Origin of the sequence: Corynebacterium sp. LK2590 (assembly GCF_040946105.1) — a bacterium.
GTDB lineage: Bacteria > Actinomycetota > Actinomycetes > Mycobacteriales > Mycobacteriaceae > Corynebacterium.
This window is the reverse complement of record NZ_JAYWMH010000001.1, coordinates 541,280-566,813: the sequence shown is the minus strand read 5'-3', so window position 1 is coordinate 566,813 and position 25,534 is coordinate 541,280. Positions and strand designations below refer to the sequence as shown.

General features: G+C 66.1%; 24 protein-coding genes and 1 tRNA gene. 18 read left to right on the top strand and 7 right to left on the bottom strand.

Features of this window, described 5'->3' with window-relative positions:
* Window positions 1-4: 4 nt before the first annotated feature.
* The 4 genes from VVR85_RS02645 (at window position 5) to VVR85_RS02630 (ending at window position 3,444) form a co-directional block, all read left to right on the top strand.
* The gene (locus VVR85_RS02645; protein ID WP_368519397.1) at window positions 5-643 is read left to right on the top strand and encodes an NUDIX domain-containing protein; all 639 of its coding nucleotides are present in this window, start codon (window positions 5-7) and stop codon (window positions 641-643) included.
* Window positions 644-674: 31 nt separating this feature from the next.
* Window positions 675-1,583 (top strand): site-specific tyrosine recombinase XerD, encoded by a 909-nt coding sequence (gene xerD, locus VVR85_RS02640; RefSeq protein WP_409338168.1) that lies wholly within the window; start codon window positions 675-677, stop codon window positions 1,581-1,583.
* Between the two features lie 144 nt (window positions 1,584-1,727).
* Window positions 1,728-2,609 carry a ParA family protein gene (locus VVR85_RS02635; protein WP_368519434.1) on the top strand — a complete coding sequence of 294 codons (882 nt, stop codon included), beginning with the start codon at window positions 1,728-1,730 and terminating at the stop codon, window positions 2,607-2,609.
* Between the two features lie 40 nt (window positions 2,610-2,649).
* Window positions 2,650-3,444, top strand: coding sequence for a ScpA family protein (locus VVR85_RS02630; protein ID WP_368519433.1), 795 nt, complete (start codon window positions 2,650-2,652; stop codon window positions 3,442-3,444).
* 32 nt (window positions 3,445-3,476) lie between these two features.
* Here VVR85_RS02630 and VVR85_RS02625 read toward each other — a convergent pair whose 3' ends face one another.
* Window positions 3,477-4,046, bottom strand: coding sequence for a GNAT family N-acetyltransferase (locus VVR85_RS02625; protein ID WP_368519395.1), 570 nt, complete (start codon window positions 4,044-4,046; stop codon window positions 3,477-3,479).
* Between the two features lie 109 nt (window positions 4,047-4,155).
* Between VVR85_RS02625 and scpB the strand changes: the two genes are divergently transcribed.
* From scpB to der, 4 genes are all read left to right on the top strand, one after another.
* Entirely contained in the window at window positions 4,156-4,710 is a 555-nt protein-coding gene (scpB, locus tag VVR85_RS02620) for an SMC-Scp complex subunit ScpB (RefSeq protein WP_368519394.1), read from the top strand.
* 97 nt (window positions 4,711-4,807) lie between these two features.
* On the top strand, window positions 4,808-5,743 hold the full coding sequence (locus VVR85_RS02615) for a pseudouridine synthase (protein ID WP_368519393.1): 936 nt from the start codon (window positions 4,808-4,810) through the stop codon (window positions 5,741-5,743).
* On the top strand, window positions 5,744-6,442 hold the full coding sequence (cmk, locus tag VVR85_RS02610) for a (d)CMP kinase (protein ID WP_368519392.1): 699 nt from the start codon (window positions 5,744-5,746) through the stop codon (window positions 6,440-6,442).
* Complete coding sequence (der, locus tag VVR85_RS02605; protein WP_368519391.1) at window positions 6,432-8,024, top strand: ribosome biogenesis GTPase Der; 1,593 nt, start codon at window positions 6,432-6,434, stop codon at window positions 8,022-8,024. The genes cmk and der overlap by 11 nt, the downstream gene beginning before the upstream one ends.
* Here the strand turns inward: der and VVR85_RS02600 are convergent.
* Window positions 8,021-8,830: a class I SAM-dependent methyltransferase gene (locus VVR85_RS02600; RefSeq protein WP_368519390.1), complete on the bottom strand. Its 810-nt coding sequence runs from the start codon at window positions 8,828-8,830 to the stop codon at window positions 8,021-8,023. The two genes, der and VVR85_RS02600, sit on opposite strands and share 4 nt — an antisense overlap.
* A 49-nt stretch (window positions 8,831-8,879) precedes the next feature.
* On the opposite strand from VVR85_RS02600, the gene VVR85_RS02595 reads away from it, so the two are divergent.
* Genes VVR85_RS02595 through VVR85_RS02585 form a run of 3 tightly spaced genes read left to right on the top strand, consistent with a single transcriptional unit; the run spans window position 8,880 to window position 13,008 of the window.
* On the top strand, window positions 8,880-10,316 hold the full coding sequence (locus tag VVR85_RS02595) for an ABC transporter transmembrane domain-containing protein (protein ID WP_368519389.1): 1,437 nt from the start codon (window positions 8,880-8,882) through the stop codon (window positions 10,314-10,316).
* The gene (locus VVR85_RS02590; RefSeq protein ID WP_368519388.1) at window positions 10,316-12,058 is read left to right on the top strand and encodes an ABC transporter ATP-binding protein; all 1,743 of its coding nucleotides are present in this window, start codon (window positions 10,316-10,318) and stop codon (window positions 12,056-12,058) included. The genes VVR85_RS02595 and VVR85_RS02590 overlap by 1 nt, the downstream gene beginning before the upstream one ends.
* Window positions 12,055-13,008 (top strand): PHB depolymerase family esterase, encoded by a 954-nt coding sequence (locus VVR85_RS02585; RefSeq protein WP_368519387.1) that lies wholly within the window; start codon window positions 12,055-12,057, stop codon window positions 13,006-13,008. The genes VVR85_RS02590 and VVR85_RS02585 overlap by 4 nt, the downstream gene beginning before the upstream one ends.
* 156 nt (window positions 13,009-13,164) lie before the next feature.
* Here VVR85_RS02585 and VVR85_RS02580 read toward each other — a convergent pair whose 3' ends face one another.
* Window positions 13,165-14,421, bottom strand: a complete 1,257-nt coding sequence (locus tag VVR85_RS02580) for a septum formation initiator (protein ID WP_368519386.1) — start codon at window positions 14,419-14,421, stop codon at window positions 13,165-13,167.
* Between the two features lie 371 nt (window positions 14,422-14,792).
* Between VVR85_RS02580 and VVR85_RS02575 the strand changes: the two genes are divergently transcribed.
* Both VVR85_RS02575 and VVR85_RS02570 read left to right on the top strand, forming a co-directional pair.
* Entirely contained in the window at window positions 14,793-14,987 is a 195-nt protein-coding gene (locus VVR85_RS02575; RefSeq protein ID WP_368519385.1) for an Rv0909 family putative TA system antitoxin, read from the top strand.
* A gap of 139 nt (window positions 14,988-15,126) precedes the next feature.
* The gene (locus VVR85_RS02570; RefSeq protein ID WP_368519384.1) at window positions 15,127-16,506 is read left to right on the top strand and encodes a hypothetical protein; all 1,380 of its coding nucleotides are present in this window, start codon (window positions 15,127-15,129) and stop codon (window positions 16,504-16,506) included.
* A 7-nt stretch (window positions 16,507-16,513) separates the two neighbouring features.
* On the opposite strand, the gene VVR85_RS02565 is transcribed toward VVR85_RS02570, so the two are convergent.
* The 4 genes from VVR85_RS02565 to VVR85_RS02550 all read right to left on the bottom strand — a co-directional run bounded on the left by VVR85_RS02565 (window position 16,514) and on the right by VVR85_RS02550 (window position 20,066).
* Complete coding sequence (locus tag VVR85_RS02565) at window positions 16,514-18,211, bottom strand: hypothetical protein (protein WP_368519383.1); 1,698 nt, start codon at window positions 18,209-18,211, stop codon at window positions 16,514-16,516.
* 133 nt (window positions 18,212-18,344) lie between these two features.
* Window positions 18,345-18,418 (bottom strand) — tRNA-Pro (locus VVR85_RS02560).
* Between the two features lie 98 nt (window positions 18,419-18,516).
* Window positions 18,517-18,912, bottom strand: coding sequence for a YchJ family protein (locus tag VVR85_RS02555; protein ID WP_368519382.1), 396 nt, complete (start codon window positions 18,910-18,912; stop codon window positions 18,517-18,519).
* On the bottom strand, window positions 18,909-20,066 hold the full coding sequence (locus VVR85_RS02550; protein ID WP_368519381.1) for an alpha/beta fold hydrolase: 1,158 nt from the start codon (window positions 20,064-20,066) through the stop codon (window positions 18,909-18,911). Before VVR85_RS02550 ends, VVR85_RS02555 begins: the two co-directional genes overlap by 4 nt.
* 91 nt (window positions 20,067-20,157) lie before the next feature.
* Between VVR85_RS02550 and secA2 the strand changes: the two genes are divergently transcribed.
* From secA2 to VVR85_RS02525, 5 genes are all read left to right on the top strand, one after another.
* Window positions 20,158-22,455: an accessory Sec system translocase SecA2 gene (gene secA2 / locus VVR85_RS02545; protein WP_368519380.1), complete on the top strand. Its 2,298-nt coding sequence runs from the start codon at window positions 20,158-20,160 to the stop codon at window positions 22,453-22,455.
* Between the two features lie 75 nt (window positions 22,456-22,530).
* Window positions 22,531-22,965, top strand: coding sequence for an oxoglutarate dehydrogenase inhibitor Odhl (odhI, locus tag VVR85_RS02540; protein WP_368519379.1), 435 nt, complete (start codon window positions 22,531-22,533; stop codon window positions 22,963-22,965).
* 185 nt (window positions 22,966-23,150) lie between these two features.
* Window positions 23,151-23,882: a MerR family transcriptional regulator gene (locus tag VVR85_RS02535; protein ID WP_368519378.1), complete on the top strand. Its 732-nt coding sequence runs from the start codon at window positions 23,151-23,153 to the stop codon at window positions 23,880-23,882.
* 45 nt (window positions 23,883-23,927) lie between these two features.
* Window positions 23,928-24,641: a bifunctional nuclease family protein gene (locus VVR85_RS02530; RefSeq protein WP_368519377.1), complete on the top strand. Its 714-nt coding sequence runs from the start codon at window positions 23,928-23,930 to the stop codon at window positions 24,639-24,641.
* A 168-nt stretch (window positions 24,642-24,809) separates the two neighbouring features.
* The gene (locus VVR85_RS02525; protein ID WP_368519432.1) at window positions 24,810-25,370 is read left to right on the top strand and encodes a MerR family transcriptional regulator; all 561 of its coding nucleotides are present in this window, start codon (window positions 24,810-24,812) and stop codon (window positions 25,368-25,370) included.
* The last annotated feature ends 164 nt before the right edge of the window (window positions 25,371-25,534 follow it).

The following is a 25,534-nucleotide window of genomic DNA, read 5'->3' as shown; positions in this document are numbered from 1 at the left end:
TACCGTGGCCCACGAATTTACAACGCTCGATTCTGAGCTCCTTCTGGACGCTCCGATCATCGCCGTCCGCAAGGACCTGGTCTCCATGCCGGATGACCACCAGGCCTACCGCGAGGTCGTCGAGCACATGGGCGCGGTCGCCATCGTGGCACTCAACGATAAGGGGCAGGTAGCGCTCATCCGGCAGTACCGCCACTCGGTGGGGCAGCGCCTGTGGGAGATTCCCGCCGGGCTGCTCGACGTCAAGGACGAGCCCGCCTTCGACGGCGCCCAGCGAGAGCTGCAGGAAGAAGCCGGCCTCACTGCCGAGGACTGGGCGGTCCTGGCCGACATCGTGACCTCACCCGGCTTTTGCGAGGAGGCCAGCCGGATCTACCTGGCTCAGAACCTGCGCGAGGTGGAGCTGCTGGACGCGGTGGGCGACGAGGAGGCGGACATGGAACGCGCCTGGGTCGACCTGGGGGAGGCCGTCGATATGGTCTTTTCCGGCCAGGTGGTCAACTCCATCGCGGTCGCCGGCATCCTCGCGGCCTTCGCCTACCAGCAGGGCGGGCGTACCCTGCGCGGGGTCGATGCCCCCTTCGAGCTGCGCCCGACCTCGATCGCGGCGCGCAGGCCCGGCCCCGATCTCAAGAAGCTGTGAGTAAGCAGCGGTGAGTGAGCACCACAGCCCGCTGCGCGAGGTGGCGGATACCTGGCTCAACCACCTGGCCGTCGAGCGCGGCGCCGCGGGCAATACGCTGAGCAACTATCGCCGGGACGTCAACCGTTACCTGGAATGGCTGGAGCAGGCCGGGGTCAGTGATCTTCGGGAGGTCACCACCAGCCAGGTCGAGGCCTATATGGCGGATCTGCGCCGCGGCTATGCCGGGCACAAGCCGCTGGCCGCCTCCTCGGCCAACCGCGCGCTGGTGGTGGCCCGCGGGCTGCACAAATTCGCGGTGACCGAGGGGGAGGTGGCCGTCGACGTGGCCGCGGAGGTCTCGCCGCCTGCGACGGGCACCCACCTTCCCGCGACCCTGTCCGTGGACGAGGTCGCCGCGCTCATTGATGCCGTGCCGCACGGACCGGAGGCCACAGCGCTGGATCTGCGCGATCGCGCGCTGCTGGAGATGCTCTACGGCACCGGCGCGCGCATCTCGGAGCTCATGCGCGTGGACGTGGATGAGGTATCCGGTGGCGAAGGCATCCTCAAGCTCGAGGGCAAGGGCGGCAAACAGCGCCTAGTGCCGGTCGGCTCGATGGCCCAGGCCGCCGTAGACGCCTACCTGGTGCGCGGGCGCCCGGCTCTGAGCCGCGGACTAAGCCCGGCGGTGTTCTTGAACACCCGCGGCAAGCGCCTGTCGCGCCAATCCGCGTGGGCGGTGATCCAACAGGCCGTGGGGCGGGCCGGGTTGACCAAGAAGATCTCACCGCATACCCTGCGCCACTCCTTTGCCACTCACCTCCTAGAGGGCGGCGCGGACGTGCGCACCGTGCAAGAGCTGCTGGGGCATTCTTCGGTGACGACGACGCAGATCTACACCCACGTCAGCGCGGATTCGCTCCGCGAGGTGTGGCGGACGGCCCACCCACGTGCGTAAAATCAACCAGATAGCCTTGACTGTGACGGTTGGGTGTCGCCGCGTTACGGTCTAAGGGTAATGTGTTAATTACAAGCGTGTAATTGCTAGTTGCGGTACCGGCGTTGCGTGGCGCGCTAGCTAGTCAAGGAAGCAGGTGTGACTGTGAGCGACGATGGTCTGTTCGATGCCTCTGAGGTCGAAGTGGGCTTGACGGGCCGGCCGGTTCGTGAGCTGCCCGAGCCCGCACCCCTTGATTCCCATGGGCCCGCGACCATCATCTCCATGTGCAACCAGAAGGGCGGGGTCGGCAAGACCACCTCGACCATCAACATGGGGGCGTGCCTCGCGGAGCTCGGCCGCCGCGTGCTCCTCGTGGACCTAGACCCGCAGGGCGCGCTCTCGGCGGGGCTGGGGCTGACCCACGACGAGATTGAAGACACGATCTACGACGTCATGCTGGATAGCCAGACCTCTATCCACTCCGCCATCAAGCACACGGCGGTCGACGGCCTGGACCTCGTGCCCGCCAATATTGACCTGTCCGCGGCGGAAATCCAGTTGGTCAACGAGGTCGGCCGCGAGCACACCTTGGCCCGCGCTCTGCGCCCGGTGCGCCGCGACTACGACTTCATCATCATCGACTGCCAGCCTTCCCTTGGCCTGCTGACCGTCAACGCGCTGGCCTGCTCCCAGGGCGTCATCATCCCGATGGAGTGCGAGTTCTTCTCCCTGCGCGGGCTGGCCCTGCTGACGGACACCGTGGAGAAGGTCTCCGACCGCATCAACTTCGACCTGGAGATCCTGGGCATCCTGGTGACCATGTTCGACCGCCGCACCAAGCACGCCCGTGAGGTCATGTCGCGGGTGGTCGAGTACTTCGGCGACAAGGTCTTCGACACGGTCATCACGCGCACCGTCCGCTTCCCGGAGACCTCCGTGGCCGGCGAGCCGATCACCACCTGGGCACCGAGCTCGCAGGCGGCCTCGCAGTACCACAACCTGGCGCTAGAGGTCATTGAGCGCACCAGCCCGTCGCGTGGCTAAGAACGAAGCCGCGGTAGCCGAGGCGCCGGCGGGGGAGCCGGTGCAGCCCGAAATCACCGGCTTCCGGATCGCGCTGGATAACTTCGAGGGCCCCTTCGACCTGCTTTTGCAGCTCATCCAGTCCAAAAAGATGGAGGTCACCGACCTCGCGCTGTCTGAGGTGACCGACGAATTCGTCGAATACACCCGCGCTCTGGGGGTGGACGCGGACTTGGACGAGACCACGGAATTCCTCCTCGTCGCCGCCACGCTGTTGGATCTCAAGGCCGCGCGCCTGCTCCCGCGCGGGGAGGTCGATGACCTGGAGGACCTAGAGCTTCTCGAATCCCGGGACCTGCTTTTCGCGCGCCTTTTGCAGTACAAGGCCTACAAGCAGGTCGCGGACCAGTTCGCGGAGTGGCAGCGCCACGCGCAGCGGCGCTACCCGCGGGCGGTCAGTATGGAGGAGCGGTTCGCGGATCTGCTGCCCCCGGTTCGGCTCGGCCACAGCCCGGCTAGCTTTGCGGAGCTGGCCGCCAGCGTCTTCCGGCCGAAGCCGCCGGAGGAAGTGGGCATCGGGCACGTGCACCAAGTGGCCGTGTCCGTCCCGGAGCAGGCCGGCAAGATCATGGACACACTCAAGTTGCTGGGCCAGGCCCGGTGGATGAGTTTTTCGGCCCTGACCCGGGACTGCACGGTATCCATGCAGGTGGTCGGCCGCTTCCTGGCGCTGCTCGAGCTGTATAAGGCCAAGGCCGTCGACACCGAGCAGCCGGAGTCGCTCGGTCCGCTCTCGGTGAGCTGGACCGGGCTAGACGTAGACCCCGCCGTGGTTGCCGCGGCCAACTGGGACTAGGCGGCAACCACAGCGGGGTATTAGGGGCGGTACTAAGGACGCTGCTGAATGAACTCGAGCACCTCGGCGGACAGCTGGCGGTCAGCGTAGACGCGCACGTCCGGCTCGTCCGGGTTGTCCTCGGTGCCGACACGGCGGCCCTCCCACATCTTCTCCAACCCGAATTTCTCGGCGATGTGCGAGGAGGCCGGGTGGTTGGTGGTCACGCGGATGGTGATTGGCGCATCCGGGTTGACCCGGCGGGCGGAGTCGATAGCTTGCTTAGTCAGCTCCGTCGCGATGCCCTGGCCCCAATGCTCCGGCAGGAGGCGGTACTTGATGTCCCAGAAGCCACCGGCGCCATCGACGTATTCGGCGCCGCCGACGCCCAGGAACTCGCTGGGTCGGTCGCGGAAATAGGCGCTCCACGGGCCGAGCTGGTGCTCGGACCAAGAGTTGCTGGCTACTTCGGTCAGCGCGCGCGTGGTGCGGATGTCCATGTGGCGCGCGTTCGGGCGGTGGGTCCAGATGCGGCTGTCACCGTAGACCTTGTGGGCTTCTTCCACGTTGGCCGTCGACAGCGGGATCAGGAGCAGGCGGTCAGTTCGTGTGATCGTATCCATGACACCATGTTATTCACGTCACACGTAGTGTCAAGTGTGATTGGGTAAAGGTTAGATAAACTTTCGGCCCGCGCGGCCTGCGGCGCACCATGCGTCTAGACTGTGGCGCATGGATTTGCCGATGATTTCCCAGCAGCGCTCCCGCCTGGAATCGATCCTGCTGGTGCTGGACGCGCCCGCGCCGGTAGAGCAGCTGGCCGCGGCACTGGGCGAGGAGACCGCGGTAGTCAGCGACTTGCTGCGGGAGCTCGCGCAGGAATACGACGCGCGCGGCTCCGGCATCGACGTGCGGGAGACCGCCGAAGGCTGGCGGCTGTACACCCGACCTGCCAACGCCGCGGTGGTGGAGCGCTTCGTACTCGACGGCGCCCAGTCCAAGCTCTCCCGCGCCGCGCTGGAGACCCTGGCGGTCGTGGCCTACCGCCAGCCGGTCACCCGCGCCCAGGTCGCCGGCGTGCGCGGCGTCAACGTCGACGGCGTGATGCGCACGCTCACCCTGCGCGGGCTCATTCGGGAGCTACCGGAGGAGGACTTCGAGGGCTCCGCCCACCGCTACGAGACGACCGAACTCTTCCTCGAGCTTTTGGGCATCGACTCTCTTTCCCGCCTGCCCGACCTGGCCCCGCTGCTGCCCGACGTCGACGCCATCGACGAGGAGTACTAGGCCCGCGGCCCGCTCGCGGCGTTTAGCGTGGTCTGCGGGCGCTGGGGTAGCATGGCGGGGTACCTATTCAACTGCATATATCGAAAAGGATGCACCTGTGAATCCACCCGCTCGCCGCGATGGCACACCGGACAAGAAGGAGCGCGTCGACGAGATCATCGTCTCGAACGCGAAACCGGCACGCCATCAGCACGTATCTAAGAAAGACCGCGCCGCTACCGCGCAATCGGTAGCCGCGGAGCTCGGCGCTGACTGGCTGTATGCCGACGAAGACTCCGCGGATTCCGCCGCGCCCGCCCAGCAGGGCGAGCGCCTCCAGAAGGTCCTCGCCAAGGCCGGGGTCGCCTCGCGCCGCCACGCGGAGGTCCTCATTGAGAAGGGCCGCGTCGAAGTCAACGGCAAGAAGATCACCCGCCAGGGTGTGCGCGTGAACCCGAACGTGGACATCATCCGCGTGGACGGCACCCGCGTCAACGTCAACGAGGACATGGAATACTTCGTGCTCAACAAGCCGCGCGGGGTACATTCCACCATGGCCGACGAGATGGGCCGTCCCTGCGTGGGCGATCTGATCTCCGAACGCGTGGCCGCCGGCCAGCGGCTTTTCCACGTCGGCCGCCTCGACGCCGACACCGAGGGCCTGCTGCTGCTGACCAACGACGGGGAGCTGGCTAACCGCCTGATGCACCCCAAGTACGAGGTGCGCAAGACCTACCTCGCCACGGTGCTGGGCGAGGGCGACAAGAAGCTGGTGCGCGCGCTCAAGGAAGGCATCGAGCTCGACGACGGAGTCGCCAAGGCCGATTTTGTCCAGGTCGTGGACAAGAACCAGGGCTATTCCCTGATCCGCCTCGAGCTGCACGAGGGCCGCAAGCACATCGTGCGCCGGATGCTCAAGGCCGCCGGCTACCCGGTCCAGCGTCTGGTCCGCACCAAGATCCACACGGTGCAGCTGGGCGAGCTCAAGCCGGGCAAGATGCGCGCCCTCAACGACAGTGAACTGACCAGCCTGTACAACGAAGTGGGGATGTAGATGTTAAGCAATATGCCCAACGACGGCCTGCTGCTGGCCGTAGACGGCCCGTCCGGCACCGGCAAGTCCAGCACTTGCCGCGAGCTGGCCAAGCGGCTTGCGGCCAAGTACGTCGACACCGGCGCCATGTACCGCGTGGCGACCCTGGCGGTCTTGCGCGACGGCGTGGACCCGGCCGATGCGCCGGCGGTCATCGAGGCCACGAAGGACCTCCCGCTGGAGGTCTCTGATGACCCGGACACGACCGCCGTCTTCCTGGGCGGCGAGGACGTCTCAGGCGAGATCCGCGGCGACGAGGTCACCCGCAACGTTTCGGCGGTCTCGGCCATCCCCGAGGTTCGCGACAACCTGGTAGCCCTGCAGCGCAAGCTGGCCCACCAGGCCCACCGGGCAATCGTGGAAGGCCGCGACATCGGCACCGTCGTGCTGGCGGATGCCCCGGCGAAGGCCTACCTGACGGCCAGCGCGCAGGTGCGCGCCCAGCGCCGCCACGACCAAAACCTCGCCGCCGGCCGCGATTCCGACTTCGACGCGGTGTTGGCCGACGTGGAGCGCCGCGATGCCGCTGATTCCTCGCGCGCGACCTCGCCGTTGCGCCCGGCCGACGACGCCGCCGTCATTGATACCTCCGAGCTCACCCTCCCCGAGGTAGTAGAGCGTTTAGTGCAGCTAGTAGAGGAGTCCCGCCATGACTCATAACCCCAACGACAACGACACCGAGTTTTTCTACCCGCACGGGCAGACCCCGGACGCGCAGCCGGCCGAGGACGGACTCGAGCGCGACCCCCACGAGGGCTGGGCGGCGGCCGACTTCGACGCCGAGGACTTCGACTACGAATTCGACGACTCTGAGTTCGGCGACGCCGACTACGGCGAGGACGAGGACCCGGAGACCCCGCTAACGGAAGAAGAGTGGGCCGAGATTGAGGCCGCCTACGGGATGGGCGGCCAGCAATATGACGCGGAGGCCCTGTGCACCGTGGCCATCGTCGGCCGCCCGAACGTGGGCAAGTCCTCGCTGGTCAACCGCTTCCTGGGCCGGCGCGAGGCCGTCGTTGAGGACCACCCGGGCGTGACCCGCGACCGCGTGTCCTATATCGGCGACTGGAACGGCCAGCGCTTCCTCGTCCAGGACACGGGCGGCTGGGATCCCAACGTGAAGGGGATCCACGCGGCCATCGCCCGCCAGGCGGAGGTCGCCATGGAAACCGCCGACGTCATCGTCTTCGTGGTCGACACCAAGGTCGGCATCACGGAGACCGACTCGGTCATGGCGCGGCGCCTGCAGAAGTCCGAGGTCCCCGTCATCCTGGTGGCCAACAAGTTCGACTCGGACAACCAGTACGCCGACGTCGCGGAGTTCTACGGCTTGGGCCTGGGCGATCCGTGGCCGGTTTCGGCCCAGCACGGCCGGGGTGGCGCGGACGTGCTCGACGAGGTCCTGCGCCTGTTCCCGGAGACCCCGCGCTCGCACTCGATTACCGCCGGCCCGCGCCGCGTGGCGCTGGTGGGCAAGCCGAACGTGGGCAAGTCCTCGCTGCTGAACAAGTTCACGGGCGAGAACCGCGCGGTCGTCGACAACGTCGCGGGCACCACCGTGGACCCAGTCGACTCCCTGGTCCAGCTGGACCAGCAGCTGTGGCGTTTTATCGACACCGCCGGTCTGCGCAAGAAGGTCAAAAACGCCCAGGGGCATGAGTACTACGCCTCCCTGCGCACCCGCGGCATCATCGACGCGGCCGAGGTCTGCGTCATGCTCATCGATGCCTCGGAGGAGATCTCCGAGCAGGACCAGCGCGTGCTCAACATGGTCCTCGAGGCAGGTAAGGCCCTGGTCATCGCCTTTAACAAGTGGGATCTGATGGACGAGGACCGCCGGTACTACCTGGATCGGGAAATCGACCAGCAGCTGGCGCACCTGCCGTGGGTCACCCGCATCAACATCTCCGCGGAGACCGGGCGCGCGCTCCAGAAGCTGGAGCCAGCCATGATCGAGGCCCTAGAGAGCTGGGACCAGCGCGTGACCACCGGCCAGCTGAACAACTGGATGCGCGAGGCGATCGCGGCCAACCCGCCGCCGATGAAGAACAACCGCCTGCCGCGCGTGCTCTTCGCCACCCAGGCCTCGACCCAGCCGCCGACCATCGTGCTGTTTACCACCGGCTTCCTGGATGCCGGCTACCGCCGCTACCTGGAGCGGAAGTTCCGCGAGCGATTCGGCTTCCACGGCACCCCGGTCCGGATTGCGGTGCGCGTGCGCGAGCGCCGCAAGAAGCGCTAAGCGCGACGCAGCAGGAAAGCGTCGGTGTGGTAGCGCAGCTGCACCGCGTCCTCGTCGCGCAACCCGGTGTGCTCCCGCAGGTACCAGTTGAGGTTGTGCGTCATCCGCTGGTGGATCTTCTCCCCGTTGCGCAGCCAGTAGGCCCGGGTGTGCATGAGCTGGTGTAGCTGCGGCGGAAAGAGCTCCTGGTAAAACGTCGTGCGCAGCTCGCGCTCGATGACCCAGGGCGCGGCCAGGGTCGGCAGAAATCCCGGCTTCTGGACGTCGCCGCTGTGCATAATGCGGGCGAGCCGCAGCAGCCACGGATCGTCGGTGACGTCCAGGGTGTTCCACACCAGCAACACGTGACCGCCGGGCCGGACGATCCGGTCGAATTCCGCGCAGGCGGCCGGCACGTCCACCCAGTGCCAGGTCTGCGCCGCCGCGACGGCGTCCACGCTTGCCTCCGGCAGGGCAGTGGCCTCGGCCTTGGCACGCCACGTAGGGACGGCGAGGCGCTTATTGAGCACCCGCGCCATGTCGGCGGAAGGATCGACGGCCCAGACGCGCTCCACGCCCGGCACCGCCGCCAGCAGCTGGGTCAGCTTCCCCGTGCCGGCTCCGACATCGACCACGGTGGGGTGACCGGCCAACAGCTGCGCGACCTCAGCCGGATACGACGGGCGCACGTCGTGGTAGGTGCCGGCGCCGTGCCCGAAGGCGCGGGCGGTGGCCGTGCGGTGGGCGGCACCACGGAACTCGGGGCCTTCTTTTTCCGAGGGGCGGCGATAGGACGGAAAATTGCGCGGGTCAGGCTGAGTGGACATCGCTAATAAGCTTACCTGTTTCTCAACTTCCCTTATAGAATGGATGCCTATGTCTAGTCTCCCAGCTCCCGGCGACCAGCGTTGGCTGTTGAAGACTGTCTTCTCGCAGAAGCGGCGCACTATCCCGGCCGCGGTGCTGATGGCCGTGACCTTCGTGTGCAACGGACTGACCCCGGTGGTCATCGGCAAGGCCGTCGACGACGCCATTGCCCGCAGCTCGCTGAGCGCCTTGGTGGTCTGGATCGCGGTGCTGGTCGGGCTCTTCGCCGTGAATGCGGCGGCGAGCTGGACCTCGCGGGGCCTGTTTAACTGGGCGATGTTGCTCATCGCGCATGAGCTGCGCATGGCGGTCACGGACCGGATCACCCACCCGCGGGGCATCGGAGGCCGCCGCCGCACCGCCGGCGAGCTGCTGTCCATCGCCTCGACGGACACGCAGCGCGTAGCCAATGCGGTGTTCATGACGGTCTTCCCCGTCGCCGAAATCGTCTCCATCATCTACGTGGCCATCATGGTGGGGGTCATCTACCTCCCGCTGGGCCTGGCCGTCCTTTTGGGAGGGCCGATTATCGTCTGGTGCTCGCTGACGGCGGCCCGCCCGCTGCGCAAACGCTCCAGCGTCCGCCAGGCCGCCCTGGCCCAGGCGGCCGCCACGGCCACCGACGTGGTGGAGGGGCTGCGCATCATCAAGGGCATTGGCGCGGTGGATCCGGTCCGGCGCCGCTACGCGGAGGCCTCCGATAACGCCTACGACAAGACCATCTACGCCAATGCCGCCCAGGCGCGCCTGAACGCGGTGACCAACGGCATCGGCAGCCTCTACGTCATCGTCGTCGGCTGCGTGGCCGGCTGGCTGGCGCTGCAGGGGCATGTCAGCGTGGGTGAGCTCATCACCATCATCGGTTTGACCCAGTTCATCATCACCCCGATGACCATGCTGGGCCGCAATATCGCCTCGCGCTGGGCCGCCGCCCAGGCCAGCGGATCGCGGATCGTCGACCTACTAAGCCAGCCCGCGGAATTCTCCGCCGCCGACACCGCGGAACTGCCGGCGCTGAGCCCGGGCATCCACGTGGTGACCGGTGAGGTCCCGGACTACCTGGTCCGGCTGCCGCGCGAGCGCTACCTGGTCGCACCGCACCAGGCCGATATCTTCGACGGCACCGTTCGCACCAATGTTTCCGGAGAAGACGAGGCCGCCGCCCGGGCCCTGTGGGTGGCCGCGGCCGAGGAGATTCCCGGTGGCATGGACCGCGAGGTGGGCGAGAACGGCGGACACCTCTCCGGAGGCCAGCGCCAACGCGTGGCCTTGGCCCGCGCCATCGCGGCGGACCCAGAAGTCCTCGTGCTCATCGAGCCGACCTCGGCGGTGGACTCGGTCACCGAGGCCACGATCGTCGAGCGCGTTGCCGCCGCCCGCGCCGGCAAGCCGACGGTGGTCTACACGTCCTCGCCAGCCTGGCTGGCCCAGGAGGTGAGCGCCTAATGCAGTTCCCGAACGCCACGTGGCCGCAGGTACGCCGCTGCGTGACCGAAAACGTGAAGGCCATCCCCGGGGCTGGCTGGCGGCTGATCCTGGCGCTGGTGGTCTTGAGCGCCGGCGCGGCCGCCAATATCCTCATCCCCATCTGGCTGGGCCGGATCGTCGACGTCGTCATAGCCGGCCAGCCGCAGCACTTAGGCCAGCTGGCCGCGCAGTTGCTGTGCGCGGCGGTTGCCGCCGCCGGGCTGGCGGCGCTGGGCTTTTACCTCATTTCGCGGGTCACGGAGAAGATCATCGCGCAGCTGCGCCTGCAGATGGTCTCCACGGCCGTCGGCCTGCCCACCCACCGGGTCGAGGACGCCGGCACGGGGGACCTGGTCTCACGTTCTACCGACGACGTTGCTGAGCTATCTGCTGCCGTCACGGAGACCGCGCCGGTGCTCAGTAACTCCGCCTTTTCCATCGTCGCCACCGCCATCGCCCTGGTGACCCTGGACTGGCAGTTCCTCCTGGTCGTCGCCTGCGCCGCCCCGCTGTACTTCTTCGCCGCGCGGGCTTACCTTCGGGTCGCACCCGGCCGCTACGTGGCCGAGCGCGAGTCCATGGCCACCCGCGCGCGTCGCGTCCTCGAGGTCATCCGCGGCAGCGCGACCGTGCGGGCCTTCCGCCTGGAAGACAAGATGCACGACAAGGTGGGGCAGGCCTCCTGGCAGGTCGTCGAGCGCGGCTATAAGGCCCGCCGCACGATGATCACCCTGCAGTTCTGGATGACCATGGTCGAGCTGGTCATGCTCTGCGCGGGGCTTATCGCCGGCTACCTAGCCACCCAGTCCGCCGGCCTCAGCGTCGGCGCGGTGACCGCCGCCATGCTGATGCTCATCCGCCTGCGCGGCCCGTTGCTGGGGCTCATGCGCATTCTGGACACCGTCCAGTCCGGATACGCCTCGCTGTCGCGCATCGTGGGCGTGGTCATCGATCCGCCGCGGCCGGTGACCGCCGCGGGTGCGCCGAGCAGCCGCGGCGAGGTCAAGATGGATAGCGTGAGCTTCGGCTACGGCGACGGCTGGGCGGTCGAGGACGTGAGCCTGCGCGTGCGGCCGGGCCAGAAGATCGCCCTGGTGGGCGCCTCCGGCGCGGGCAAGACGACCGTGGCCGCCTTGGTCGCGGGCCTGCGCGTCCCAGACGCCGGCAGCGTCACCGTCGACGGGGTAGAGGTCTCCGCACTGTCGGACCGCGAGCGCGTGGCCCGGCTGGCACTGATTTCCCAGGAGGTCCACGTCTTCTCCGGCACGCTGCGCGACGACCTGGCGCTGGCGGCCCCTGAGGCCAGCGATGCCGAGATGCAGGCCGCGCTTGACCGCGTCGGTTTCCCCGAGCTGGTGGACGGCCTCGATACTCAGGTCGGCGCTCGCGGGCAACAACTGGACCCGGTCGCGGCGCAGCAACTCGCCCTGGCTAGGATCCTTTTGTTAGATCCAAAGGTGGTTATCATGGACGAGGCAACCGCGGAGGCCGGCACCTCGGGCGCGGCGGTGCTCACCGACGCGGCCCAGGCGGTCACGCAATCCCGATCCGCGCTCGTCGTCGCCCACCGCCTCGATCAGGCCTGCGATGCCGACGAGATTCTCGTCATGGATGGCGGCCGGATCATCGAACGGGGCAGCCACTCGCAACTAGTCGCCCGCGGTGGGCAATACGCCCGCCTGTGGGCCGCATGGAAGAAAGGCCGGGATAAAGCGCAGTGAAACCCATCCTCCGCTCAGTAGCAGCGGTGACCGCCGGTGCCGCCTTGTTGGCCGGGTGCTCGACCGAAGGCACCCCGGACGAGGAGGCGCCCGCTACCAGCTCCCGGGCGTTTAGCGACCTGGGTATCCCGCGTTCAGCGCCGCTGGACGGGCCGGAACCCGGTAGCTTCAAGGAGATCAACCTGCCCTCGGGGCGGACCTACGTCCTCGCGGTGCCGGAAGACTACGACCCGGGCAAGAAATGGCCGCTGTTGATGTCCTTCCACGGTTGGAAAGAATCCAGCTGGAATAACTTTAAGTACACCGATTTCCGGTACGCGGAGGCCATATCCGTCTACCCGCAGGGCAAGAACGGCGCGTGGTCTCCGGCCCCTTACGCGGACACGAAGGGGACGGAGGACATCGCCTTCGTCGAGGAGATCCTCGACACCGTGCGCGCCACCTACACCATCGACGACGAGCGGATCTACGCTACCGGCATGTCCAACGGCGGCGGCTTCGTGGCGTATCTCGCCTGCCAGATGTCCGGGACCTTTAAGTCCATCGCCAGTATCTCGGCCGCCTACTACGAGGCGATCCACAAGGACTGCGCCGACGACCCCGTAGGGCGCTTGGACCTGCACGGCACCAACGATCCGGTGGTCAAGTACTACGGCGGCAAGCGCCACGGCACCCGCTACAACTCGGTGGCGGATGTCCTGGCCCACGACGAGGAGCGCAACCGCTGCAGCTCCCGCATCCGGACCGAGCGCCTTGCCAACTCGGCCCTGTTGCAGACCTGGAGCGGCTGTGAGGAACCGCTGCAGCACATCCGCATCGGCGGCGGCAAGCACGTCTGGCCCGGCGGCGCCTACGACAAGGACGCCAAGGTGGGCAAGGGCTTTGCCACCGACAAGGTGCTCGACTTCTTCGGCATCCCCGGCCGCCCCGAGGGCACGCGGGAGACCTAAGCGCCCCAAAGCCCGCGACGCCACGCAGAGTCGCACAGGGCGCGCATCGATCGCTAAAGGGCCCTAGGCGAACCTAGGGCCCTTGGGTTTTTCGCAGCGCAGTCTTCTTGCCCACGCGGTGACAGCGAAGCTCTGTCTTAGGGGAGAGGGGCTGTTTTAGGTGAACAGGCCCCAGACCGCGGCGGAGATGGTGATGATACCGAGGACCACCACGAACCAGTTGGTCCAGCGGCCGCGGAAGCGCTTGAGGGCGTCGATGCGGTAGATGGCCCAGATGGGCATCAGGTAGAGGATAGCCGCGATGAACGGGCCGCCGATGCTCTCGATAAGGCCCAGGATGTCCGGGTTCAGCACGGCCGCAATCCACGTGGTGACGAAAATGAGCGCGTAAGCGATGTTGGTGATTTGCTGGTGCGTGGTGCGCTCGGCCAGGGACGGCGAGATCTTCTTGAGGATGTAGCGCGCGCCCTCCGTCGTACCCAGCACGTGGCCGAAGTAGGAGGAAATAATCGCGAGGATGGCGATGACCGGGGAGAGGTAGGCCAGCACCGGCACACCGGAGATATTCGCCAGGTAGGACAGCACCGGGATGTTCTGCTCGCGGGCCTCCTGCAGGCCGTCGGCGCCCAGGGCCAGGGTGCAGGACCAGACGAAGAACATGGTGAACACGGTCAGCATCAGGGCAGTGGCCAGCAGGACCTTGGAGGCGTTCTCGTGGGACTTGATGCCCCACTGACGCTGCATGGCCAGGGAGAACTGGGAAATGGCCGGGGAGTGGTTAAAGGAGAAAACCAGCACCGGCAGAATCATGATGATGCCGCCGATAAGCGCCAGCGAGTTGCCGGAGTCGACCTCCATGAAGCTTTGCAGGTCCCACTGCGGAATGAGGTAAATCGACACGCCCGCCAGGCACAGGATGAGCGGGTAGACGATGAACTGGGTCAGGTACAGCATGAGCTTCTCGGAGAAGGCGAAGACCAGGGTCATCGCGCCAATGAGAAGGAAGGACAGCAGCACGCGGTTGATCTGCGGCCCGTTGAACTGGTTGACGATGAACGAGTCCACCGTGTTGGTAATGGATACGCCGTAGATCAGCACGATCGGGTAGATCGCGAAGAAATACAGCACGGAAATAACCAGCCCGATCTTCTTGCCGAAGTAGTCCGTGACGACGACCGTGATGTCCTCGCCTTGGCGCGGGGAGACGCACATGATGCGGGCGAGCGCGCGGTGGGACAGGTAGGTCATGGGTGCGATGAGGATGGTCGCAATCAGCAGTGGCCAGAAGCCGAAGCTGCCCGCGTTAATCGGCAGGAAGAGGATGCCCGCGCCTACGGCGGTGCCGAAGAGCGAAAAAGCCCAGCTAGTGTTGACGGTCCGGCCGGATGCCTGGGCCGGGGCAGAAGAGGTCATGAATAGATCTCCTTGTAGGGGAGGTAAAACGGTGCAAAACGACATCAGCAGCGTAGGAGCCAATACCTTGGGAATTACGCTAACACTTGGGAATGGGCGTGTTTGGTCTTTGGAAACAGAAGGAAACTCACCCCTCAATTTGGGGGTAAATAATGTCAAGCTTTCCGAGTTCGGCAACCGCCCGTAGCCAGGGCTACACCCGAGGGTTAGGTGCAATTTCGGGCCGACAGTTATGAATTTGTTGCGGCGCACGGTGGGCGAGAGCCAAAGAAGTCTGTACGATCGGTAGCGGCCGGTCAAACGGTCCAGATAAGTGAAAATTTAAGCAGTCGAGATACTCGAAACTATTAGGAGTAAATACAATGGGTTTTATGGACAATGCTAAGGACGCACTGAACTCTGACAAGGGCAAGGAAGCTACCTCCCAGGGCCTGAACAAGGCAGAGGACTTCGCCAAGGACAAGCTGGGCGAGGACAAGTCCGACCAGATCTCCGACGTCCGCGGCAAGGTCGAGGATCGCCTGGGCACCGGCAACGACGAGCAGAAGGGTGAGGACGAGAAGTAAATCGTCTCGCTCAACAACCGCCGTGGCAACGTGGTTCCGCGGCGGTTTTTTCATGCGCAGCCGACATGTTAACTATGTTACTTTTTGCTAACTACTGGGTGGACCCGTGGATTTAACCGCTAGGCTAGAGCTTGTGGCTATGTCTCGGGATTCATCCGAAGTCGCAGCCTTATCGAAGACCGCTATTGTCCGACAGGCGCTGCGAATCACCGCGCACCTCGGCGAAGCTCAGCTCTCGCTCGAGCGAGCGGCCTCCTACGCGGGCGTGGATCCTGCCACGGCGCAAGCGATCTTCCAGGACACCCCGGGGCTCATTCGCGAGCTCAACGACCACCTCAACTCGCGCCTGCGCGCCCTGTGCACGGAAGAGGACGCGCGGTTGCCAGAAGGAGCGTGCGCGGTCGAGCGACTGCGGGCGAACATGAACTCCTATTTCCGTTTCGGCCAAGAAGAGCCCGCCGGTTTCGCCGCGTTTATCGCCCTGCGCTGGGACGGCGAGCCGGCCATCCAGTTCGAGGAGAGCCCGAACCAGGCCGAGTGGCAGTGGTCCTACGCCGAGATGCTTCGGCGCACCCGCGCGGTATTGGTCGAATACGGCGCGCCCCGCAGCGTCGACTTGTTGAACCGCTATTCTCTGACGGCGCTGGCTGTCGTCCATGGGGCTTCCCACATGTGTGTCTTTGGCGCCGCGCGGCACCTGGCCCCGGCCGGACGCCGGCACACGATGACGCGGGTTTTCGATGTTTTCATCACCGGGCTGGAATACGAGCTCGACGGCCACACGCAGTGCTGCATCGAACCGGTTAATTTCCGTCCCTCCCAAGCTTTTTCCCCGGTGCCACCGGCCCGCCAGTTGCCGCGATCGACCGACCAGGAAAGGACTGTAGCGCTTTACCGCGGCGGGGTCGAACTGTTGGCGGCGTCCACCACGTTTGACGTCTCCATCGAAGAGGCCGCCGAACAGGCGGGTCTCGATCCGGCCGAGGCGCGCCGGCTCGTCGACGGCGACAACCGCTTCGACGCCCAGATCGAACGCTTCCTGGACCACCAGTGCCGCGAGGCAACAGAGGTATTCCTGAGCAATCTCCGCGCGGACGCCAGCCCCTTCAACCGCATCAAAGCCCTGGGCGCCGGCTACTTGGGCCTCGCGCTGTCGGACCCGGCCGGTTTCCTGGCCATGTCGTGTATCGGCTCCGGCTCCATCATCCCGTCCACCTTCGGGCTGGATGGGAAGGCCGAAAGGCTAGGTCCCACGCTGCGCTTCCTCGTGGAGCAGGTGCGCGACGCCATGCAGGACCACCCCGAAGCGAGAAATACCTGGGCGCTCTACACCTATTCCATGGCGCTGTGGTGCGCGGCCCACGGCATGGCGCACCAGTTCTCGGTCGGTTCCTTCCGGCACTTATCGCTGGAAGAAAAGCTGCGTTCCTCCAGCCACATCATGGATCTGGCGCTCATCGGCGTGGCTAAATCCATCGGCCTCGAAATCCCCGCAACCGCGTGCCATCGGCACGACTAAGAGGGCGCTAACCCGCCGGCCAGAGGGTGCCCACGCGGCTGGTCTGCACGCAGACGGGATCCGCTCCCTCCGGCAGGTCGACCGTGAGCTCGGTCCCGCCGCCAGTGACCTGAACAAAGACTTGGTGGAGCCCGGCGCGCAGCGGCACCTCGGTTCGCTCGCCGCCTAGCGACATCCCCGCGGTGGCCTCCTTGCCGGCCAGGTAGTTCAGCTCCACGACCCACTCGCGGTCCAGCAAGGGTCCGTCCAAGTCCATCGTCAGCTCATGCCCAGAACCCAGCTCCTGCCCGCACTGCTCAATGCCGGCGTGCCCGGCCCCTGGGGCGGGGCCGGGCGTGGTGTTGCGGGCGGGATGGAAATCGGCCGGGACAATATGGCCGTCGCCGCCGACGACACCTGGCTGCTCAGTCCACGCCGCGATGTTTGCACCGGGCAGGATCCTGCTCAGACGGTTGTGCGGGTAGGCGACCGGCAGCAGGACCTGGGTGTCGACCTCTTGGTCGAGCTGCGGGCTGTCACGTCCCGCCAATTCCTGTTCCAGACTGGCGAAGTACTCGCGCGCGGGCTGCTGCGACCACGCCGCCGAATAGGTCAGGGTGCTGGCCACACTCAGGCAGGCCGCGACCGCCCCCAAGGCCAGGAGCATTCTTCCCAGCCCAGTAGCTATCCGCAACCCGGGGAAGGCTAGCGCGGCGGCGATGACGAGGAGGACGCTGGCCTCCGAGAAATGCCGCAGCGTCTGCACGATTTCCAGGGCGGTGTCCTGCCCGCCGCGCCCCAGGCTCACTGCGGCTAGGCAGGCCCCGACGTAGCCGCCGCACAGCAGAAAACCGATAAGGCCGCGGCGGCTGCGGGTGCTAAGCGCCAGGATGATTGCTGCCGCGAGTGCCCCGAGGGCAACCATGGCGACCGTGGGAGACGCAAAGGGCGGGCCCGGGTGCCACCTGTCCCAGGACAGGGGCCCACCGGCCGCGGCCGGCAGGAAACCGCGCAAGAAACCGTGCTGCAGGGTCTCTACCAACCCGAGGCTATCGGTGCGGGGGAAGTCCACGCGTAGGGCGTAGACGGCGGCCCAGGCTACGCCGACGCCCAGCGAGGGAAGAATACTGCGCCGGCACCCCAGGAGGAACCAGAAGGCCGCGAGGAAGGGGAGGGCCAGTAGCATGCGCTCGCTGAACAAACAGCCGACCAACACACAGAGTGCCGCGGCCCAGCCGGGCGCCCACGCCGGCCGGCGGCTGTGATCCCCGCCCGCGCGAGCACCGCCGAGCACGCACGCGGTCGCGGCGGCCATCGCCGCTTGCAGCGGGAGGAGGTTGATCGCCGCGGACAGCCAGCTCGTGGCCGGCAGGTTGAGCGGGCACAGGCAATAGAGGACGAAGGCGAGCAAGACCGGCCACCCGCCACGCAAGCGATGGACGAGGTAGCCCACCGCGCCGAGGACCGCGGCGTTGAGCAACCCCAGGACGCAGAGCGCGGCCACCCAATTGAGATCGCCGGCCGCGGCCACCAGCCGCATAATCCCGCGGGCGCCCGGCATCAGGTGCCCGTCGTGGGGCGCAAAAAGGCCGGCCTCCGGAGCCTGCGCCAGGAGGATGAAATCGTCCCAATAGAACCAACCGCGGGCGGCAACGGCCATGCGCACGATCCATCCCAGGATCCCGATGCTCAAAAGAGCCCAGAGCTGGTGGCGGCTAGTACGCATAATGACGGTCATTCTAACCGGCTGCTGTGCTGCCGCCCCGGAACGTGGCCGTCCAGCGGGCAGGAAACTGAGTCAATAATCCCGGCCGACATGACAAAGGCCCGTGCGAAAGCACGGGCCTTTGTGGTGTTTGTCGGACTAACAGGATTTGAACCTGCGACCCCTACACCCCCAGTGTAGTGCGCTACCAAACTGCGCCATAGTCCGCCGTTGCTTGTTGCAACGTTGACTAAGGTTACAACAGTGTCATTGCGCTAGTCGAATCGCCTGCACATCCGGGGTGGGCGCTGGGCAAGCTCGCGGGCCTAGTTACCGCTGGAGTATATCCAGCGCCCGTTCTGGCGGCTAAAGCTGGAGCGTTCGCGCTGCTTGCCGGTGGCCGCGCCCTTGTAGAAAGCCTCGAATTCGACGACCCCGTGATCGTCCAAGGGACCGCCGGCCACGGTGTCCAGAATGTCCAGCCGATAGAAGCGGATGGAATCATCGGCGAGGTTGAGTTCGCTGGGGCGGGTGAAAGGATCCCAGGTGGCCAGCAGGTAATCCTCGTTGCCGGTGACGAAGGCGCTAAACCTAGATCGCATGAGGGTCTCCGCGGTCGGCGCCGGCTTACCAGCGTGGTACTGCCCGCAGCATTCGCCGAAAGTCAGCCCGGTGCCGCAGGGGCAGCGGGCGTCGTCGGCTAGGGGACGGTGAAGGCTCACTTGTCCTCATCCACCAATCGGGCGTTGCCGATGAGTTTAAGGATCTCCGCCTGGCGGGCGGCGGCCAGCAGCGCCTTCTCCTGGCCGGCGTCCAAGTCGCCGAGAAGCTTGATGGAGCGGGTGAAGGTCGCCCCCTCGCCCTGGGTGACGGTCACGTGGACATCGTCGAGCTTCATGCCGCGGGCCGCGGCCTTGATGGCCTGGGCTGTGCCGGCGGCGACGGCGGACATCAGCAGGCCCTCCGGGGTAAAGCCCTGGCCCTTGCCGCCGTCGGCCTTGAGACGGTCGGAGGTCACGGAGCGCTCGTTGTGGCGCACGACCACGCCCATCTTCGTGCCGTAGGCCAGGTGTGCTTCGGCGGCATCGGCGGCCACGACTGGAGGCTGGTTATCCGGCACGATGAACTGTTCTGCCCACGCGCCGATGAGATCGGCGGCGCGCTGGGCGGCCCCCTGCTTGGTGATGAGGTGGTCGGCCTTGTCGAGGGCAACCAGGGACTTCGGGTAGCGGGTCACGCGGAAGATGTTCTGGGCGTTGTCGATGCCGACGGTCTGGTCGATGGGCGAGTGCAGCACCATGAGCGGCTTGCGCAGCTTGCTCAGGTAGTCGACCGGATTGGTCTCCGCGAGGTCCTCGAGGAAGCCGCGGGAGATCGTCAGCGTGCGCCCGCCCAGCACGACGTCGACGGCCCCGTTGGCGTCGACCTCACCGATCTTGTCGGCATAGTGGAGGACCGAGTGGGCGGGATCGAAAGGCGCGCCGATGGTGGCGACGGCGCGCAGGGACGGGATACCGGTGGCGGCAGCCGCCAGGGAGGCCGCCCCGCCGAGGGAGTGGCCCATGAGCAGTTGCGGGGCGTGGTAGTTTTCCGCCAACCATTCCGCCGCGGCCTGGATATCGGCGACGTTCTGGTGGAACGTGGTATCCGCGAAAGCGCCTTCCGACTGGCCTAGGCCGGGGAAATCGAAGCGCAGGGTGGCGATTCCGAAGTCGGTGAGCTTCTTGGAGGTGCGGGACGCGCCCGGGGTGTGGCGCGAGCCGGCGAAGCAATGGGCAAAGATGGCGAAGGCTTCCGGCGGGGTGTCGGGGAAGTCTATAGTCCCGGCCATCTTCAGGCCGGTGGACGACGGTAAGGTGACGTTCACTGATTGCATGCCTATAAGGATAACGAGGCGACTGCGCACGAGCTACTGCGGGTTTATTAGAGTTGAAGGGACCGACGTTCGAGGAGGATGCCACAAGACCATGGGCGCATTTGATTGGTTCTGGAAAGCGATGGGCGCGCAGTCTGAGCGCAACGATAAAAAGTCGAAGGCGGTAGTAACGAGCGCGGAAGATTCCGTCGCCTCGCTGCGCGAGCTGGACGACGCGGCGGTGGCACAGGCCGGCCGCGACGCCATCCGCGGTGGGGAAGTAGCCGACAAGCCGGCCTTCCTGGCCGCGCTTGCCGTAGCCGCCGAGCGCCGCCTGGGCATGTCTCCTTTTAACGTCCAGTCCCAGGCCGTGCTGCGCCTGCTGGAAGGCGACGTCATCCAGATGGCCACCGGCGAGGGCAAGACCCTGGTGGGTGCCATGGCCGCCACCGGCTTCGCGCTGACCGGCAAGCGCGTGCACGTGGTCACCGTGAACAACTACCTGGCCGGCCGCGACGCCGAGTGGATGCGCCCGCTCGTCGAGTTCTTCGGCCTTTCGGTGGCGCCGGTGACCGAGAAGATGACCTCTGACGAGCGCCGCGCCGCCTATCGCAGCGACGTCATTTATGCCCCGGTCAATGAGCTCGGCTTCGACGTGCTGCGCGACAACCAGATCACCGAACGCGAGCAGACGGTCCAGGCCCGCCCGGACGTCGCGCTCGTGGACGAGGCGGACTCCGTGCTGGTCGACGAGGCCCTGGTCCCGCTGGTGCTGGCCGGTTCCGAGCCGGGGCAGGCCCCGACCGGGCAGATCACCGACGTGGTCGGGCACCTGACCGAGAACAAGGACTATATCGTCGCTGAGGACGGCCGCACGGTCTCCCTGACCGACGAAGGGGCCCAGCGCATCGAGAAAGCCCTGGGGATCGACTCGCTGTATTCGGAAGACAACATCGGCACCATCCTGGTCAAGGTCAACCTGGCGCTGCACGCCAAGGCGCTGCTCATCCGCGACATCCACTACCTGGTGGCCGACGGGCAGCTGCAGCTTATCGATGCCTCCCGCGGCCGCGTCGCCGATCTCCAGCGGTGGCCGGACGGCCTGCAGGCCGCGGTCGAGGCCAAGGAGGGCCTCGAGGTCTCCGAGGGCGGGCGCATCCTCGACACCATCACGCTGCAGGAGCTCATGCGTCGCTACCCGACGGTCTGCGGCATGACCGGCACGGCGGTCGAGGCCACCGACCAGCTGCGGCAGTTCTACGACCTGCGGGTCTCGGTCATCGACCGGAACAAGCCGTTGATCCGGGAGGACGAGCCCGATCGCATCTACTCGACCATCGCGGAAAAGAACCGCGCCATCGTCGGCGAAATCCAGCGCCTCCACTCCGCCGGCCAGCCGATCCTGGTCGGCACCCACGACGTCGCCGAATCGGAGGCGCTCGCCGCGGCCTTGGAGGAGCTGGGCATCCCGGTCAACGTCCTCAACGCGAAGAACGACGCGGAGGAAGCCCGGATCATCGCCGAGGCCGGCGAACGCGGCCGGGTGACCGTGTCCACCCAGATGGCCGGGCGCGGTACGGATATCCGCCTGGGCGGGGCGGACGAGGCCGACCACGACGCGGTCAGCGAGCTGGGTGGCCTAGCCGTCATCGGCACCTCGCGGCACCGCAGCTCCCGCCTGGACAACCAGCTGCGCGGCCGCGCCGGCCGCCAAGGAGACCCGGGCCGCAGCGTCATCTTCGTCTCGCTCGAGGACGACGTGGTCCGCCAGGGCGGCGAGGACGAGTCCTTGTCGGCCCGCCCGGATGCGGACGGACGCATCGAGTCCAAGCGGGTACGCGATTTCGTGGCCCACTGCCAGCGCGTGACCGAGGCGCAGCTGCTAGAAATCCACGCCCAGACCTGGAAGTACAACCAGCTGCTGGCCGACCAGCGCATCATCATCGACGAGCGCCGCGCAAAGTTGCTGGACACCCCGCAGGCCTGGGAGGAGCTTGCCCAGCGGGCGCCGGAACGGGCCGCGGAGCTTTCCGAGGCCGGCGTGAGCGAGGCGGCTCGCGTGCGGGCGGCCCGGGAGATCATGCTCTACCACCTGGATCTCGGCTGGGCGGACCACCTGGAGCACCTCGACGACGTGCGCGAGTCGATCCACCTGCGCGCGATTGCCCGCGAGACGCCCATCGATGAGTACCACCGCATCGCCGTGCGGGAATTCAAGGACCTCGCGCAGCGGGCTGTCGAGCAGGCAGTCGAGACATTCCGCACAGTCCCGGTCGACGAGGCCGGGGCGCACCTAGCGGACGCGGGTCTGGCACGCCCGAGTGCCACCTGGACATATATGGTCTCGGATAACCCCCTCGCGGGGGCAGGCAACTCCGCCTTGAGCAGCATAGGTAATCTGTTTAGGTAGAAGGCCGCTCGCGCGCCGCGCGAAGTCGCTATTATTGGAATAGTTAATTGAGAGCCACCAACCGGAGGTAAAACAATGAGTGAGAACAACGGCACCTCGGAGCCGCAGGTCGAGACTACCTCGGTCTTCCGCGCTGACCTGCTGAAGGAAATGGAAAACGGCGCGGCGGCAACCTCGGAATCCGGCGCCACCGGCGCGGACCAGCTGCACGAGGGCCAGGCCTTGTTGGTGGTTAAGCGCGGGCCGAACGCGGGCGCCCGCTTCCTGCTGGACCAGGACACCACGACCGCCGGCCGCCACCCGGAGGCCGACATCTTCCTGGACGACGTCACGGTCTCCCGTAAGCACGCCGAGTTCCGCAAGCAGGACGGCCAGTTCGAGGTCGTCGACGTGGGATCGCTTAACGGCACCTACGTCAACCGCGAGCCGCGCAACAGCCAGGTGCTCGAGGTAGGCGACGAGATCCAGATCGGCAAGTTCCGCCTAGTTTTCATTGCTAACCAGGACTAGTACCCGGACCACCGTCGGGACTCAGTCCACACCGCGCAGGCGTTAGGCTCCCGGGCCACAGCCAGGGAGCTTCCGCAGCGCCGGCTTGTAGTGTCACGCGGAGCGGACCGCTCCCGTGGCCCAGAAGACGGCTGCGAACGCGCGGTATCAACCGTTTGTTTTAGGGAATTGGCGAGTAAGGCACAGTGAGCGCAGTACCAAAGAAGACCCAAGCAGCAGGGCAAGCTGCCAAGAAGGCGAAGACCATGTCCATCGGCGTGGTCCTGGGGAAGTTGAACCAGGAATTCCCCGAGGTCACCGTCTCCAAGATCCGTTTCTTGGAGGCAGAGGGACTTATCACGCCGCAGCGTACTGCGTCCGGCTACCGGCGCTTCACCAATGACGACGTGGAACGCCTGCGTTACATCCTGACCACGCAGCGCGACAACTACACCCCGCTGAAGGTCATCCGCCAGCAGCTCGAAGCCATGGACTCGGGCGAGGTCACCGCGATCGTCAGCGCGGGCCAGACCGAGACCCTCGTCAGCCCGGACAAGTTCCGCGCCCCGGTTGTTACCCGTCTGACCGACGGGGACGTGGCCTCGCAGGCCGGCTCCGATCAGAAGACAGTGGCTCACCTGGTCAAGCTGGGCCTGCTCGCGCCGGACGAGTCCGGCTATTTCACGGCTGACGATGTCGCGGTGGTCCAATCGGTCGAGGCGCTGCGCGCCTTCGGCCTCGACGACCGCCAGTTCAAGAGCCTGCGCAACAATGCCCGTCGCCAGGCCGATCTGATCTCCCAGGTCACTAGCCCGGTGGCCAACTCGAAATCGGACACCGCTAAGCTGCGGGCGGAAGAAATGTCGCAGCAGATGACCGCGCTGGTGGTTTCCCTGCATGCCACCTTGGTAAAAACGGATCTGCGCAAAGAGTTTTAGTCGATCGGCGCCGCGGGATTCGCGGCGTGCGGACAAGGAGGACGCGTGGCCCGGATAGCCCTAGAGTTTTTGGGCATACACATGCTCGAGCCGGAGGAATTCCTCTGTGCTCTGTTCCGCTGGAACGCGGGGGAGCGGGTCGTGCCGGTGTGGATGTCGCCGATTGATGGCGCCCGCGTGGCCGCGCACCTGGCCGGGGCGCAGAGCCGCCGGCCGGATACCCATGAGCTTCTCATCGAAGTCCTGAATGAACAGGGCGGCCTGGAATCTGCGGTGGTGACTAGCTACCACGAGGGCGTATTCATCGTGGAGCTGACTACCGGCGACGGCGCGGTGCTGGACTCGCGCATGTCGGACGCGCTCATTTTGGCCGACCACTTCGACGTTCCCATTGAGATCGAGGAAGAAGAGCTTAACCAGGTCGCAGTATTTGTGTCCGCCGAGGACCTGCATCACTACGTGGGGGTGGAGGAGACTACCCCCGGCGGCTCGACCTCGGAAAACTTTGACGAAGCCTCGGACGGGCCGGATTCGGCCTCCGGTGACGCGCAAGCCGACGCCGATTTTTCCGCGATGATGCAGCAGCTCGGCATGACGGAGGACGATTTCCGCGCCCTGGATCCGGACGACTTTATCGAGCCGGGTAGGGATTCCGCCGGTGAGAGCTCCGAAACCAGTGGGAATACTGGTGTAGGTGAGACTGAAGATACTGATGTGACTCGTGATGAAGAGGATGGCGAAGGAAACAGCGGTTCTTAAGTAACTGATGTGAAATAGGGTGCTCCCGAGTTAAGGGAACGTCTAAAGTTAAACTCGAGGTTTAAGTTTCGGCGTGTTACGCCAGATAACGCTTGACTCTTGCCTAGGCTTGACTTTAAATAAAGCATTAGGGCTTCCCCCAAACTTCAATGGAGTAATTACGTGAGCATCGAAGAAGACATCTACGCACACGAGGACAACGGAACTTACGTTCAGGAGTCCCTGTTCGACCTCGGCCCCGACGAGCAGGTCGGCTACCGCGTGCCAATTGCCTGCCAGGTCGCCGGCATCACCTACCGCCAGCTCGACTACTGGGCACGCACCAACCTGGTCAACCCGTCCATCCGCACCGCCCGCGGTTCGGGCTCCCAGCGCCTGTATTCCTTCCGGGACGTGCTGGTCCTCAAGATCGTCAAGCGCCTGCTGGACACCGGCATCTCCCTGCAGAACATCCGCCTGGCCGTGGATTCCCTCCGCGACCGCGGCGTCAACGACCTGGCGGAGCTGACCTTGGTCTCCGACGGCAAGACCGTCTACGAGTGCCGCTCTAACGACGAGGTCATCGACCTGCTCTCCGGCGGCCAGGGCGTCTTCGGCATCGCCGTCCCGGGCATCATGAAGGAGCTGTCCGGCACCATCTCCTCCTTCCCGTCCGAGCGCATCGACGTCGAAGACAACGTCGTCGGACTCGACGAGCTGGCCGCCCGCCGCCAGCGCAAGTCCTCCTAAGAAGCTCTCCTAGCCCGGCTTCATCCGGGCCACTCACTAGGCTCCCCAGCCGTCGCTCACGCGGCCGGGGAGCCTTTTGGCGTGTGCATAGAGGAATAAAGCCCCCGCCCGCCGGTAAGGCGGGGGAGGCTGCAAGTGGCAAGCGGGGAAGCGTGTTTAGTCTA

Bases quoted from the DNA above. Each gene is read 5' to 3' on its own strand.
- VVR85_RS02625 (WP_368519395.1), bottom strand. From the start codon at position 4,046: ATGGATACGATCACACGAACTGACCGCCTGCTCCTGATCCCGCTGTCG.
- scpB (WP_368519394.1), top strand. From the start codon at position 4,156: ATGGATTTGCCGATGATTTCCCAGCAGCGCTCCCGCCTGGAATCGATC.
- cmk (WP_368519392.1), top strand. From the start codon at position 5,744: ATGTTAAGCAATATGCCCAACGACGGCCTGCTGCTGGCCGTAGACGGC.
- der (WP_368519391.1), top strand. From the start codon at position 6,432: ATGACTCATAACCCCAACGACAACGACACCGAGTTTTTCTACCCGCAC.
- VVR85_RS02600 (WP_368519390.1), bottom strand. From the start codon at position 8,830: ATGTCCACTCAGCCTGACCCGCGCAATTTTCCGTCCTATCGCCGCCCC.
- VVR85_RS02595 (WP_368519389.1), top strand. From the start codon at position 8,880: ATGTCTAGTCTCCCAGCTCCCGGCGACCAGCGTTGGCTGTTGAAGACT.
- VVR85_RS02590 (WP_368519388.1), top strand. From the start codon at position 10,316: ATGCAGTTCCCGAACGCCACGTGGCCGCAGGTACGCCGCTGCGTGACC.
- VVR85_RS02580 (WP_368519386.1), bottom strand. From the start codon at position 14,421: ATGACCTCTTCTGCCCCGGCCCAGGCATCCGGCCGGACCGTCAACACT.
- VVR85_RS02575 (WP_368519385.1), top strand. From the start codon at position 14,793: ATGGACAATGCTAAGGACGCACTGAACTCTGACAAGGGCAAGGAAGCT.
- VVR85_RS02570 (WP_368519384.1), top strand. From the start codon at position 15,127: ATGTCTCGGGATTCATCCGAAGTCGCAGCCTTATCGAAGACCGCTATT.
- VVR85_RS02565 (WP_368519383.1), bottom strand. From the start codon at position 18,211: ATGCGTACTAGCCGCCACCAGCTCTGGGCTCTTTTGAGCATCGGGATC.
- VVR85_RS02550 (WP_368519381.1), bottom strand. From the start codon at position 20,066: ATGCAATCAGTGAACGTCACCTTACCGTCGTCCACCGGCCTGAAGATG.
- secA2 (WP_368519380.1), top strand. From the start codon at position 20,158: ATGGGCGCATTTGATTGGTTCTGGAAAGCGATGGGCGCGCAGTCTGAG.
- odhI (WP_368519379.1), top strand. From the start codon at position 22,531: ATGAGTGAGAACAACGGCACCTCGGAGCCGCAGGTCGAGACTACCTCG.